At 40.3% G+C, this 13387-nt stretch carries 15 protein-coding genes; 4 read left to right on the top strand and 11 right to left on the bottom strand.

Annotated elements, in window-relative coordinates:
- Window positions 1–158 precede the first annotated feature (158 nt).
- Complete coding sequence (locus tag FS458_RS03505) at window positions 159–1358, bottom strand: DUF819 domain-containing protein (protein WP_144697885.1); 1200 nt, start codon at window positions 1356–1358, stop codon at window positions 159–161.
- Window positions 1359–1560: 202 nt separating this feature from the next.
- Here FS458_RS03505 and FS458_RS03500 point away from each other — a divergent pair, with 202 nt between their 5' ends.
- Window positions 1561–1824, top strand: a complete 264-nt coding sequence (locus FS458_RS03500; protein ID WP_171005664.1) for a YqhV family protein — start codon at window positions 1561–1563, stop codon at window positions 1822–1824.
- Between the two features lie 141 nt (window positions 1825–1965).
- Here FS458_RS03500 and FS458_RS03495 read toward each other — a convergent pair whose 3' ends face one another.
- The gene (locus tag FS458_RS03495; RefSeq protein WP_144697883.1) at window positions 1966–2844 is read right to left on the bottom strand and encodes a LysR family transcriptional regulator; all 879 of its coding nucleotides are present in this window, start codon (window positions 2842–2844) and stop codon (window positions 1966–1968) included.
- A gap of 114 nt (window positions 2845–2958) precedes the next feature.
- Here FS458_RS03495 and FS458_RS03490 point away from each other — a divergent pair, with 114 nt between their 5' ends.
- Together FS458_RS03490 and FS458_RS03485 are read left to right on the top strand one after the other, a co-directional pair.
- Entirely contained in the window at window positions 2959–4065 is a 1107-nt protein-coding gene (locus FS458_RS03490) for a citrate synthase/methylcitrate synthase (RefSeq protein WP_144697881.1), read from the top strand.
- Window positions 4066–4142: 77 nt separating this feature from the next.
- The gene (locus FS458_RS03485; RefSeq protein ID WP_144697879.1) at window positions 4143–4928 is read left to right on the top strand and encodes an AAA family ATPase; all 786 of its coding nucleotides are present in this window, start codon (window positions 4143–4145) and stop codon (window positions 4926–4928) included.
- A 58-nt stretch (window positions 4929–4986) separates the two neighbouring features.
- On the opposite strand, the gene FS458_RS03480 is transcribed toward FS458_RS03485, so the two are convergent.
- Genes FS458_RS03480 through flaG form a run of 4 tightly spaced genes read right to left on the bottom strand, consistent with a single transcriptional unit; the run spans window position 4987 to window position 7646 of the window.
- Entirely contained in the window at window positions 4987–5337 is a 351-nt protein-coding gene (locus FS458_RS03480; RefSeq protein ID WP_144697877.1) for a flagellar protein FliT, read from the bottom strand.
- Window positions 5337–5738 carry a flagellar export chaperone FliS gene (fliS, locus tag FS458_RS03475; protein WP_066397945.1) on the bottom strand — a complete coding sequence of 134 codons (402 nt, stop codon included), beginning with the start codon at window positions 5736–5738 and terminating at the stop codon, window positions 5337–5339. Before fliS ends, FS458_RS03480 begins: the two co-directional genes overlap by 1 nt.
- A gap of 30 nt (window positions 5739–5768) precedes the next feature.
- Entirely contained in the window at window positions 5769–7286 is a 1518-nt protein-coding gene (locus tag FS458_RS03470; RefSeq protein ID WP_144703251.1) for a flagellar hook-associated protein 2, read from the bottom strand.
- Window positions 7287–7307: 21 nt separating this feature from the next.
- On the bottom strand, window positions 7308–7646 hold the full coding sequence (gene flaG / locus FS458_RS03465) for a flagellar protein FlaG (protein ID WP_260858312.1): 339 nt from the start codon (window positions 7644–7646) through the stop codon (window positions 7308–7310).
- A 259-nt stretch (window positions 7647–7905) separates the two neighbouring features.
- Here flaG and FS458_RS03460 point away from each other — a divergent pair, with 259 nt between their 5' ends.
- Window positions 7906–9849: an acyltransferase family protein gene (locus FS458_RS03460; protein WP_260858310.1), complete on the top strand. Its 1944-nt coding sequence runs from the start codon at window positions 7906–7908 to the stop codon at window positions 9847–9849.
- Between the two features lie 52 nt (window positions 9850–9901).
- Here FS458_RS03460 and FS458_RS03455 read toward each other — a convergent pair whose 3' ends face one another.
- The 5 genes from FS458_RS03455 to FS458_RS03435 form a co-directional block, all read right to left on the bottom strand.
- Window positions 9902–10744, bottom strand: a complete 843-nt coding sequence (locus FS458_RS03455) for a hypothetical protein (protein ID WP_144697873.1) — start codon at window positions 10742–10744, stop codon at window positions 9902–9904.
- Complete coding sequence (locus FS458_RS03450) at window positions 10731–11342, bottom strand: PilN domain-containing protein (RefSeq protein ID WP_066397949.1); 612 nt, start codon at window positions 11340–11342, stop codon at window positions 10731–10733. Before FS458_RS03450 ends, FS458_RS03455 begins: the two co-directional genes overlap by 14 nt.
- Window positions 11336–12319 carry a type IV pilus biogenesis protein PilM gene (gene pilM, locus FS458_RS03445; protein WP_144697871.1) on the bottom strand — a complete coding sequence of 328 codons (984 nt, stop codon included), beginning with the start codon at window positions 12317–12319 and terminating at the stop codon, window positions 11336–11338. The genes FS458_RS03450 and pilM overlap by 7 nt, the downstream gene beginning before the upstream one ends.
- A gap of 179 nt (window positions 12320–12498) precedes the next feature.
- Complete coding sequence (locus FS458_RS03440; RefSeq protein ID WP_066397961.1) at window positions 12499–12903, bottom strand: type II secretion system protein; 405 nt, start codon at window positions 12901–12903, stop codon at window positions 12499–12501.
- Between the two features lie 30 nt (window positions 12904–12933).
- Window positions 12934–13362: a type II secretion system protein gene (locus tag FS458_RS03435; protein WP_066397963.1), complete on the bottom strand. Its 429-nt coding sequence runs from the start codon at window positions 13360–13362 to the stop codon at window positions 12934–12936.
- Window positions 13363–13387 lie beyond the last annotated feature (25 nt).

Genomic DNA, 13387 nt, shown 5'->3' with positions numbered 1-13387 from the left:
ACCCAAAAAAGTTGTCAAAGGCTTAAGATTAGCGAAAAATGAGAAGTTTTGTCGAAAAATCTCCATGTTTGATTTTGCATAAAAATACACTTTCGACATCTATTATACAAATAGCATAAAAAAAGAACCGATCAAAATCGAACGGTCCTCAAAAAAATTTACATCTGTGAAACCATCTGTGCGAGCTTTGCACAAACAATTGCGCCATACGTTCCAACAATGTTACCGAGTAAGCCCATTAATAAGCCGACTGGTGCAAGCGCTGGTTGGAAAACAGAGGCTACAACAGGTGCAGAGCTTGTCCCACCGATGTTTCCTTGTGATCCAACCGCAACGAAAAACATAGGTGAACGTAATAACCTTGCTGCCGCGAACAAGAAAAGAATATGAATAGCTAGCCACACGATTCCCATTAAAATATATTGAGGTGCTTCCACCACATAGATCAGGTTCGCTTTTGCCCCAATTGTTGCAAGCAATAGATAGATCCCTGCGTACCCTACTTTACTCGCTCCGTAATTTTCTAATTCACGAACCTTTGTAAAAGATAGCACGATACCAATCGCAGAGATGATCATGATTGTCCAAGTAGCAGTGTTTAGAATATCTCCTTGTGGCAACTTCTCAGAAAACTTCCCTACTATAAATGCTAGACCAAAACCAAGACCAAGAATCGCAAGCAATTGCGGAACAGCGATCGGACGAGCATTCTTTTTCTCAAGCTCACCAACCTGCTTGTTCACTTCTCCAATGATGCGGTTATCGGCTTTGTTCCACTTGTCAAAACGAGCTTGGTACCCAGCAAGTGCGATCATAATTCCCATCCAACTGTATCCTACAACCGTATCAACTACGATGATTGGTGACAGAATATGTTCTGGTGTGTCCACCGCTTCAACGAGCGCTGCCATATTCGCAGAGCCCCCGATCCAGCTACCCGCTAGTGCAGCTACACCTGCCCAAGCGTCCTCTGGCAAGTACGGCTGGAAGATCGCGAGTGCTATTGGTCCACCAACGATTACCCCTACCGTTCCCGCTAAGAACATGAGGATCGCTTTCGGTCCAAGTTTGAGTGTCGCTTTTACATTGATAGATAAAAGCAATAACAGCAGTCCAACCGGCAGTATGTAAGCGGAAACAAAACTGTATAAATCAGAACTTGAAGGTATGATGCCAAGAGTCGTTGAGATCATCGGCAAAAAATACGTCCAGATCAGTGGCGGCGCATAGTGGAAAAACTTCCGCAGAATGTGGTTTTTGGATTCGCCCAAGATGAATACGAAGCCAACTAGTGCTACTAGATATGCAAAAATCGCCATCGGCTCCTGAATGAGCGGTCCATTTGATGTTGCAAACATATCCCTATTCCCCCTTACAATGACTTGAGTGACAAGTATACACTAATAAATCTTCATTACCTGTATAGTCCTTCAATTGCAAAGAGTGGGAATAGTAGCAACTTTTTTACACTTCTAATCGGAGCTTGACCACATATAATGCACTATACAGCGTAAGACCATTAAACATTTGTTTAAAAGGAGGCAATGGACGTTGCTGCAAATGATTGAAAAAGTCGTACTAGCTATGGCGGCCATTCGTATTTTATCCGGTACCCTTGAGATTACAGCAGCACTTTTCATGCTGCACTATAATACGGTAGAGCGAGCACTCGTCATCAATTCCCTGCTTTCCATCATCGGGCCGATCATCTTTTTCTCGACGATGACGCTTGGAATCTATGGATTATCAACGAAATTATCATTCGGCAGCTTAATCTGGATCATGTTAGGCGTCGTTTGTATTGTTTATGGGATAAAGAGATAAATGATATGGCTTGATTTCAAATAATCTCGCAGAAACAACGAATAATCTCACGAAAATTACTATTAATCTCACGAGAAATTTCATTTTGTCGCGAAAAAAGCCAACATAAACGCGAGTCGACAAAGCGAGCTTGCCAGCTGCTTAAAACCGATACCCAGACAAATACGTCAAAAATTCTCTCTGTTTCCCATGATTGTACTTCGTTAAAGCATAGGTATGAGCATTCGGAATGTCCACTGAATAACAGTCCACCTCTAGCAATCGTCCTTCTAACAGCTCCCTTCTTACTGTTGATAAAGGTAAGAACGAGATTCCTAACCCTTCTGCAATAAAACGTTTTGTTATGTGAATCTGAGACACCTTCATCATCCGAACGCCGGGATAACGGGATTTCACACGTTTGCAAAGATCATCCCAATATCCTGGATGGTTATGAGTTAATAGATAGTTTGAAAGCAGCACTTCTTTTTCATCCAGGGGCGGCGCTGCTTCAAAATCCAGCCCATCGTGCGGTGCCACTAATACGATCTTGTCTTGATAAAGCATCTGACTCGTAATCTCAGCATGTGAACTTCCTAAACAAGAAAGCCCAAGGTCCACATCCTCGTTTAAAACCGCTCTCTCAATATCTTCTGAATCAATAATTTTTATCGAAATCTCCACATCGGGATTAGCCTTTACATATCGTTTCAAAACAGAAGGCAGAATCGTATCTGCAATAAGCGGTGAGATTCCGATACAAAGCTTCGTATCATAGCCTTGTTGAAACGCGTTTAGATCTTCTAGTCCACTTTCATACACTTCCATCAGCTTTCTTGCATGCTGCAGGTACCTTCTCCCTTCCGCCGTTAACTTCACTCTTCTGCCATCTCGTAAAAATAGTGACATCCCTAATTCAGATTCCAGCATTTTAATATGTACAGAAACAGAGGGCTGAGAAACATGAAGAATTTCAGACGTTCTTCTAAAATTTTCGCATTCTGCCGCAGTAATAAAAGTTTGTAGCCAAGAGAACTCCATCCTTCTTCAATCCCTTCTGATTAACTTTTCTTATCAAATCAATTAAAAACAATTAATATCTTATATCAATTTCATTTTATACAATGGTACTAAATAATGGAAGGAGTGAAAACCATGATGCAAAAAGGACTTAAAGGAATCGTTGCAGCGGAGACAGCGATCAGCCATATTGATGGAACAGAGGGCAAACTTATTTATAGAGGTTATGAGATTGGTGACCTTACTTCACGTTTTTCGTTTGAAGAAGTGGCACACCTTCTTTGGTTCGGTAAACTACCTAACGATGAACAATTACAAAATCTCAAAAGCGAACTTATAAGAAATCGTGAGCTTCCTCTTCATATTAAAAGTATCTTAGATCACCTGCCTAAAGACATGAATTTGATGAGTGTAATCCGAACGGCCATTTCATCTGAAGGTGTATCTAGTTATGGTTGGAAGCCAACCGTTTCACAAGCAATTCGGTTAACGAGTCTTGTTCCGACCGTCATTTGCTATTGGACACGTCTTTTAAATGGTAAGCCTTTTGTTGAGCCATCTACCGAGTTAAGCCATGTTGAAAACTACCTATATATGCTTACAGGTGACATACCGAGTAAAGCCCATAAACTAGCACTTGAAACATACATGATCCTAACGCTCGAGCACGGAATGAACGCTTCCACTTTTTCGGCTCGGGTTACAGCATCGACCGAATCGGATATGGTTTCAGCCGCAACATCTGCGATTGGAACGATGAAAGGACCTCTTCATGGCGGAGCACCTTCAGCGGTCATTGACTTGCTAGACGAAATTAGAAAAGCTGGAAGTGCTGAACAAGTGATACGAGGTAAATTGGAGAATGGTGAGAAGCTCATGGGATTCGGACATCGTGTTTATAAAACACACGATCCACGAGCAGTTGCACTAAAAGGAAAACTTTTAGAGTTGGTCGGTGAAGATGAGTGGATAGATCTCGCGCTGGAAGTAGAAAAAACAGCAATAACGTTACTACAGGAATACAAACCAGGCAGAGCGTTGTATACGAACGTTGAATTCTACGCTGCAGCGATTATGAAGGCGATCGAACTAGATCCTGCTTTATTCACCCCTACCTTTACAGCAAGTCGAATGGTCGGATGGACCGCTCATATTTTAGAACAAGCAGAAGACAACACGATTTACCGTCCACAGTCCGTATATACCGGGAAGCTTCACGATAAAGTTACAGTTAACGAATAGCCATTCCATATAGAAGCACCTCTAAACTCAGTGGTAGAATTAGAAGTAAGAACCGTTTGAGAAAGAGGTGCTTTTTCGTGATTTTAAAATCAATTCTATATATAAAAGAAAAAAAACAAGAAGGATATCCATTTCAACTTCCGCTTCTTCAATCCTTAGAGTCTCTTCACTTTCAAAAACCTGTAACCATCTTAGTAGGTGAAAATGGAACAGGTAAATCAACGTTGCTCGAGGCAATCGCAGATCAAGCGGGTTCTGTTCAGATTAATCGTTCAGAAAAAGAGAACGCCTCCATCAAAAAATTAGCCAAACAGTTAAAATTGACGTGGAGTGTGAAAACGAAAAAAGGATTCTTTCTAAACGCAGAAGACTTTGTTAGCTTTGTGAGGCGTGCAGCGGAAATGAAGGAAACCGCATTACAAGAATTAGCTAACATTGAAGTGGAGTACAAAGACAAGTCTGCTTATGCCAAGAGCCTTGCATCCCTTCCACACAATCGAACGCTATCTGAACTCAAGGAACTTTATAATGATGGTCTCGAGTTTCGATCACATGGAGAACGTTTTTTAGATTTCTTTCAATCACGCTTTCGCCCGAACGGCTTATATATTCTCGACGAGCCTGAGGTCCCGCTCTCCCCTATGAAACAGTTAAGTTTTATATCGATGTTAAAAGAGATGGAGCAACAAAACGCACAGTTCATTATTGCGACTCATTCACCCATCTTAATGGCCTATCCCAGTGCAGAAATCATCAGTCTCGATTCCCTGCCACCCGCTCCAACTCCTTACGAAGAACTGGAACATGTGCAGATCACGAAAAACTTTTTGGAGAGTCCGGAGAGGTATTTGAGGCATTTGTAATCTAGTGATTTCAAACGTAAAAAAGGCACTCCGCTAATCCACAGCAAGTGCCTTTACGTTAATTCTTTTTATCAAAATACATCCCATCCACTGAAACCGACTGATAGGGGTTCGCGTAGTGGGTGTTTTTTTCTTTCTTTCTCTTCATCGTTGAAAGATTGTGCTTAATCTCTTCAAACTGCCGCGTTAAAAGAGGATCAATCGTCTCATTCATCTTTACGATCAAACGCCCCATACGCTGTTCGTCTTCCGAATACGTGGCAGGTAAGTTGCTAATTGTCGCTTGACGCTGATCGAGCAGTTCATTTAAACGATCGATATAGATTTCGCGCTCTTCTTTCGGCAAACCTGCGCTCACATGATCATACAGGTTCTTCGTAATCTCAAGCAGAATTTTTACGACAGGCATCACACGCGCCCTGTTTCGCCATGTTGCATGCGGCGGTTGATCTGGATCACTTCTTTCCACGTATTGCGGAAATCCAGCACATAGTCTTCCACTTCATCCAAGATCTTCACGTCATTTTGAATGTTTGCTTCAATCAGACGACGGTTGATGTAATCGTACATCGTCATTAATGACTTTGATACTTCAAGGTCCATATTCAGCGTGACCATCAATTCTTGAATGATTTTTTGTGCTTTTAATAGATTTGTATTCTTTTGTTCTGTATTCTTAAGCTCGATCCCTGTTCGCGCGAGACCGATAAATTTTAAACATCCGTTATAGAGCATGAGCGTCAACTCGCCGGGAGACGCCGTTTGGACTGAGTTATTTTGATACGCCTTGTTTGCGTTGAGTATGGACATGTAAAGGTAACACTCCTTTTTGGTTTAAAATTACTGTCCGCCGCCAAACTGCTGCATTAAGTAAGCTGATTGCTGATTTGAACGTTGAATGGCTGTTTCCATTGCTGAAAATTGGCGCCAATAGCGGTCTTCCACCTGCTTCAACCGATCTTCGAAAGCTGAAATACGCTTATCTACATCAGTTAGCTCTTTACCTAGCGTAAACTGAGCATTTGTACGAAGCGCGTTTCCAGCTTTTAATTCAATTTTGTCGACAGTCTGATCAATCGAGGCACGCAGTTTTTTCGCAATGCCTTCCACGTTATTTGTGCTATCGCCAGTGAACATCTTCATTACAGCTTCAGGATTCGCCGCTAATGCTTCTCTTAGTTTCTTATCATCGATCTCTAGTTTCCCTTTATCGAGGTAGTTACGAGAAGTTGTGATTCCGATCTCAGAAAGCTGATCATATTTCGTGTCTCCTGTATTAACAGAGGCATATAAAACCGAACGCATCGTGTTCAAACCACTCGATAGGATAGAATCTCCACGCAGCATCCCGCTCTTCGCCTTCTCATCCCACAGTTCCGCTTCTTTTTCAGATAAGTCTTTACGCTGTGCATCCGTTAGAGGAGGAAAATCACGGTACTTAGTTTCAGCAGTCTTTTTATTGATCGCTTCAATCGTTTCGTTGTATTTCTTTACAAAATCTTTAATGGAAGTGATTACACCTTCAGTATCTGTAGTTGAGCTAATGGTGGATTCTCCTACTGCTTTTAGTGAATAGGAAACCCCGCTGATTGTGAAGTTGTTGGATGTGCGCTCTATCCCAGTAATCCCATTAAGATCGAATTTAGCGTTTACTCCATTGTCAGAGTTTGCTGCACCAAGATTTTTCCCATCAATTGAAAAACCAAGATTAGAAAAGAACGTAACTGTATCAGCACTTTCAAGAGAGAGATTCGAACCTTTACCTGTTAAGTTATTTGAAATTGCAAATTTCCCTGTAGATTCATCATAGAATGCAGACATTTCAAGCCCTGCTTCTGAAAATTTCTTCGCAACAGACTCTAGAGTATCCTTTGTTGGGTCAATTGAAATTGTTTTCTCAGCTTCTAGCGTTGTGCTTCCTGGTTTTTGAACTTTAAATTTCAGTTCAATGGGTGTTGTTCCAAATGCTGCATTAACATCTTTTAATAGCTCGGTACCTTTGGCCTTAACGCCAGCATCTAAAATCGGCGCAGATACCCAGTTCCTTGCTGTTGCCAGCTGAGTAACCTTAATGTTTGATGTAATATTAGAAGCACTTCCCGCTGCAGTTGCAGTTACCGCATTTGGATTCGTGCTTGTTACCGTTTTCTTATTAAATGTCCCTTGAAGAGCGATTCCGTCTAAAACGAAACGATCGAGATCTGTCAGTAGCTTATTCATCGAACGATAATCATCACGTTGCCATTCTAGCGTTGTCTTTTTCTGCGCTAGTTTATCGAGTGGGATGCGCTCTGCTTTCATTAAGTCCCCAACGATCGTATCGATGTCCATTCCGCTGGCTAATCCGCCAATTCTCATACTCACGGTTCATCACCGTCCCTAAATTTTTTTATCTACAAAAATACCCATAAAGTCAATCATATCTGCATACATATCAAGGAACTTTTTGTTTGGAATCTCCTTGAGCACCTCTTGTGTCACTTCGTCCACGACCTGAACGTAATAATCGTTCAACTTTTCGTGAAGCACAAATTTTGAAGAAGTGTGTGTTGGCTTTAACATATCGTTCATCGCATCAATCACTTTTTCTAGTGATTCTTTCGCTGGTTTACTCTGTACTGAAGCTTCGGCTTGAGTCGTTTGTTCTGGTTGGTTTTGGCTTTTAAGCACAGGCTCAGACTTTTGAAATACAGGAGAACTAATCGATTGCAGTTCCACCTTCATCGCCCCTTTTATTTTCTCTAAAATTTATATCGGATTAATCAAAAAATTGTTGAGGAAGAGTAAAGACAGAAGTCCAGAAAAAAATTTTATTACAATTCTATGAAACTACTCAATCTTCTAATTATTTATTGTAAAATAGTTGCTTAGGAACATAAAAAATGTAGAAAAATGACCAATAATGTCTGCGGCATTTACATATAGCAATACATACTCTAAAAAATGAAAAATTGAAAACGAGAGGATTCTGGCAGTAATGAAACACCGACAATCGAAGCAACAACGAAAACGCAGCCAACAGCCTAACTCAACCGTTAAGCAAACGAAAGCCATGGAACAACCTCTACACAGAAACAGATACATAACTGGCCTGGATGGGCTCAGAGCCATCGCCGTACTTGCAGTTATCGCCTATCACCTGAATTTTGAATGGGCGGCAGGCGGTCTACTAGGGGTTACTGTCTTTTTTGTTTTATCAGGATATCTAATAACCGATCTATTAATCACTGAATATGTAACAACAAATTCTATTAACTTTAAAAACTTCTGGATCCGCCGAGCCCGAAGGTTATTGCCAGCCATGTTTACGATGCTTCTCGTCGTCATCACATACGTAACCTTGTTCGAGCCATCCATGCTTGAAAAACTTGAAGAAGATACCGTTGCAGCCATTCTTTATGTAAGCAACTGGTGGTATATATTCCAAGATCTTTCGTATTTTGAAAGCTTTGGACCCCCTTCCCTACTAACCCACTTTTGGAGTCTAGCGGTGGAAGAACAATTTTATATCTTATGGCCTTTAGTCATTATCGTTCTATTAAAAATGAAAGTTCGTGAAGGTTCCCTGTTTTCTATGATGCTAGCAGGTGCACTTATCTCAGCAGCAGCTATGACACTTCTGTACGAACCAGGTGCAGACCCAAGCCGTATCTATTACGGAACAGATACGCGCGTGTTCTCCCTTCTACTAGGAGCAAGTCTTGCTGTCATCTGGCCAAGCCGCAAACTGTCTAGTACTCTACCACCAGAAATTCGTTGGAAACTAGACTTTGTCGGACTATCCGCACTCGCTTTTATCTTTTACATGTTCGCAAGCACGGATCAATATCAAGACTTTCTCTACCAAGGTGGAATGGTCGCGATATCTGTTGCCGCTCTTTTAGTAGTAGCCGTTATGGTTCACCCATCAAGCAGACTCAACACGTGGTTGAGCTTTAAACCGTTACGCTGGGTAGGTATCCGTTCGTACGGCATCTATCTGTGGCACTTCCCAGTAATTGTTCTGACGAGCCCTCAATGGGGAGCGGATTCGCCAAGCTTTTTTAGAACGACATTTCAGATTGTACTCATCTTAGTTCTAGCTAACCTATCTTGGAAATACATCGAAAACCCAATTCGTAAAGGTGCTCTATCGAGATTCTGTAGAGTGGTGAAACGCGGTGAATGGAAACGTGAGCGATCGTTTATCGGACGTTTTGTGTTAACAGCTTGTATTCTTGGCCTTTTCATGTGCGTATCTGCAATCGGCTTCACGACAACTTCAGTAGCGTTAAGTAAAGGTAAAGTAATTTCTGCTATACAAGACAAAGTCGGCAATGAAGAGCCACCGCCAGAGAATACGGTGAGACCAGAACCGAAGCCTGAGACGCCAAAAGAAGACGAAAAACCTGAAGAAAAACCTTCAGAAGAAGCACCATCAAACAATGAAGAAACAGATGAAGAAAAACAACCTGCTCAAGATACACGCTCACTCTCTGTTATCGGTGACTCCGTCATGATTGATGTGACACCTCACATCGAGGAAGTATTCCCGAATGCTAAAGTGGACGCGAAGATTGGACGCCAGTTTAGAGAAGCAGAAGATCTTGTTCAACAGAAGAAAAGCTCAGGCAGTTTAGGAGAAATTGTTGTCATTGAGCTTGGAGCGAACGGACCACTTTCTGAAAAAAGAATGCATAACTTAATTGAAATAATCGGTGATCGAGATATTTATATGATTACAGCGCGTGTTCCTAAGCCTTGGCAGCGGGAAGTGAATGAGACGATCACAAATGTTGCACATGAGTACAAACACGTTAAAGTCGTAGACTGGTTTGAGATGAGTGAATCTCACCCTGAATACATTGGTAGCGATGGTGTGCATTTAACGCTCACTGGTGCAAAAGAGTATGCGGAATTTCTAATTAAACATATTGATTAAAAAAGAAAGCCAATCATCCGAAAAAAACATACGGGGATTGGCTTTTCTATATCTACTCATCGTCATTGTTGATTAAAGGATTGTCTTTTCCGTTCGGAGCTGGAAACTCTCCCTTAGGAAGATCTTTTAAATAATCCGTGAGTTCCGGTAAATAATAGGCTGAAATGGTGATCTCGTATTTGAGCTGGTCGGTAACAGCATCAGCAGAAGCGATTTCAAGTTCTTCCATACCAGTAAACGTAATGCCTTCTACAACAATGACACGCTTTAATTCTTCAATGGTTCGTATAAACTTTTGAATACCTTCATAATCTTTTGATACAACTGACATCTCAGCAGTAATTTTTTTTACGCCTTGAGGTAAAACTTCAGGTACAGCAGGTGTTTGTGGTTCAGTTGTTTCCACCGTATCGCTTTCGTTTGCATCTTCATCTTCTACTTCTTCGGTAACATTTTCAGCACTTTCATCTGCATTTTCGGTTTCAGTGGTTTCTTCATTTGCAGGACCTTCAGGGGTAGGACTATCAGAAGCCTCTTCTTCAGCAACAACCTCTTCCTCTTCTGATGCTTCGCCATCTGAAAAGTCCATCGTTAGGATAAGGCTATCAGATAAGACCTCTGCTTTCTCGAACTGCAGCATAAGTTGATCAACAAGAGGCTTAACCGGCACTTCCTCTTGTAGAGCAAATGTATTTTCACTCGTTTGTGTAGTTACAGCAACAGATTCATTAGCATTCTTTAACAGTACCTCTTGCTGTTTCATTTCTGTATCTACCGATTCAATTCTCTGATGCAAAGGTGACAGTAATCCAAAGTATCCATATACTCCACCTATAACCATTAAAAGAATGACACCTAGTCCCACATATGTAAGAAGCTTTTTATTCTCCGCCATTCTCTTCACCTTTTAACTCAAGAATTTTCTCTTTATCAAATTCAATCTTATAGAGACTTTTATAACGGGGCAGATACTCTTCCATAGCTGTCATATCTTCTCCATTATTGATTTCCTCAAAGTTAGTCGTTTCCATCTTTTCAATTGTAGCATCTGCTAGATAAGGAGAATTGGTTAATTCAAATAAATAGTGAGAAGTTTCCGCTAGTGTATCAAACTGAGCTTCAACATAGATTGTCTTCTTATCTTTGTATTCATATTTCATAAAAAAACCACGTTCTGGAAGCAGGGCAACTAAGTGCTGAAGTAAATCTGTAGCAGCGATCTTCTTATTACGAATATAATCAATCTTTTCTGCTAAAGGTTCTGATTCAACTTGTGGAACTGCTTGTTGCTGTTTCTCCAACTGCGTTTGCACGAGAAGTCTTTCTTGTTCTAATAGTCGTTCTTTTTCTTGCAGTGTGCCTGCACTTACATAATAGTCGAGTCCTAACCAAGTGGCTGACCCTAGAAACAACGTCACTGCAGCTATTAATAGAATGGTAGTCTTTAATGATTTACTTTCTTTAACGGGTAAAAGATTAATATCGACTAACATAGCTGCACCTCTTTTAGCCCAAGACCTAGTACTACATCAAATTGTGGAGGCAGTAATGTGTCAGAGGGTTTGATCGTCAGTACGGGTACATCCAGTTTGGAAGACAATCTTTCTTGAATGTATGACAACTCTGGCAACTCACCAGACAACACAACTTTCGTTACACCCTGTTCACCTTGATTAATGGTAAACTTGTAATAGTTTACGATGCGCTCTATCTCTACCAATTTATCCTCTATTAATCCATGTATATAACCAGAATCACCTTGCCATTCAATTCTCTGTACGCCAGTAGAATGCTGTTTAAAATTCCAGCTCTTATAATCAGTCTCCATTTTTAGATGGTTGAAGAAATAAGGCTTATGATGGTGAAAGATACTTAGTTGAACGGCAGGAATATCAAACTGCAGACAAAGGGTATGATCTTTTTCAGAAACGAGATCCTTCATAAAAATAAGTCGATACAAGGCGACGCATGAAGCATCGGCAACAACTGGTTTTAACTTAGCATCTGTAAGCAGTGATGAATAATCGTGTACCATTCTTTCGGAAGCGGCAAAAAGTAAAATCTCTCGTTTCTCCTCATTTGTATCAAGTAACACATAATCAAATACAGGATCCTCAAACGGAAGATGGATGGTATTACCTAGCTCCATATATAAGTAGTCTTTAATCTCTTCATCCTTTTGATTAGTGGGAACCTGATGTTTCCGAATAACGAGCTTGCTATCAGGGATTAAAAACTGAACTTCCCGACCTTTGATTCCCCACTCCGCTACACACTCTTCTAGAATGGTTAAAAGAGTTTCACGATCTGCAATTAGGCCATCATGAATCAATCCTTCAGGAAGATAACGTTCACCAGTACCTCTTACATCAAGATCTTCTGGGTGACGGTAATCCAAATAACGGATAACATGATCTTGGAGTATTAAGTTGATTCTCTTTTTGTTGAAAAGCCCTAGATTGAATAACATATGTTTTCACCTCTGTCTAGAATGCAAAACTATTAACTTATTAGCGATTCATTTGACCATTGCACCTTATATAGATGAAATCGTAAAATGATGCGCAATTTCAGTTTCCCCTTGATGTTAGTGCGTAAGAATAATACTAATTCTCCTTCTCAAGAAAAGGAGAATTAGCATTTTATTTTTTACTGTCCACCTAAATATTTAGTTAATTCAGTTTCAGATAATACACCGTCTGTATTTGTATCAACCCCACTAACAGCTTCTGCTGCGTGTCCATCAATGCTATATGCTCCACTTGCTAATGTTACCTTCCACTCGCTATCTTTTAAATTATTAACATAATCTGATAGAGAGCTAGAATTCTCCCAAGAGGAAGCTTTATTGTCAGCAGCATATGCTAATTTTGCGCCATTAATAATTTGAACCGCTTCTGTAACTTGTGCTTTCTCTTTTGTTTTACCAATAATTCCACCTATACTTACCACCGCAATTGCTGCGATAATACCTAGAATTACAATTACCACTAACAATTCAATCAGTGTTAAACCTTTTTCATTTTTTAAAAATCTTTCAAAATTCTTTAACATCTATCTTGCATCTCCTTTAAATTCGTAGAATTAATTTCCACCAAGATAAGTCGTTAATTGTGCTTCTGTAATAGGATCAGCTTGAGAAGTATTTGTTTTTTTCATAGCATCAAGTGCTGCATGATCTGATATTTTATATGTTTTTGTAGTCGCATCAAATGTAACAGTCCATGCGTTATCCTTTAAATTACTAACATACTCTTTTAATGGGTTATTAGCTTCCGCTGTACTTGTCCAAGTCGTTGCATTATTTTCTGTTGAATGTGCCATCTTTGCTGCTTTAATAATTTGAACTGCCTCACTAACTGCAGCTTTATCTTTAGTTTTTCCAATAATTCCACCTATACTTACAACAGCAATAGCTGCTATAATACCTAGAATAACGATAACTACCAACAACTCAATGAGCGTTAGTCCTTTTTCATTTTTTGCGTGTTTTTTTAATAGTTTATTAAACAACTTTGTTCACTCCCAATATTTTTTG

Origin of the sequence: Fictibacillus phosphorivorans (assembly GCF_007673525.1) — a bacterium.
GTDB lineage: Bacteria > Bacillota > Bacilli > Bacillales > Fictibacillaceae > Fictibacillus > Fictibacillus phosphorivorans_C.
This window is presented reverse-complemented; position numbering and strand designations above follow the sequence as displayed.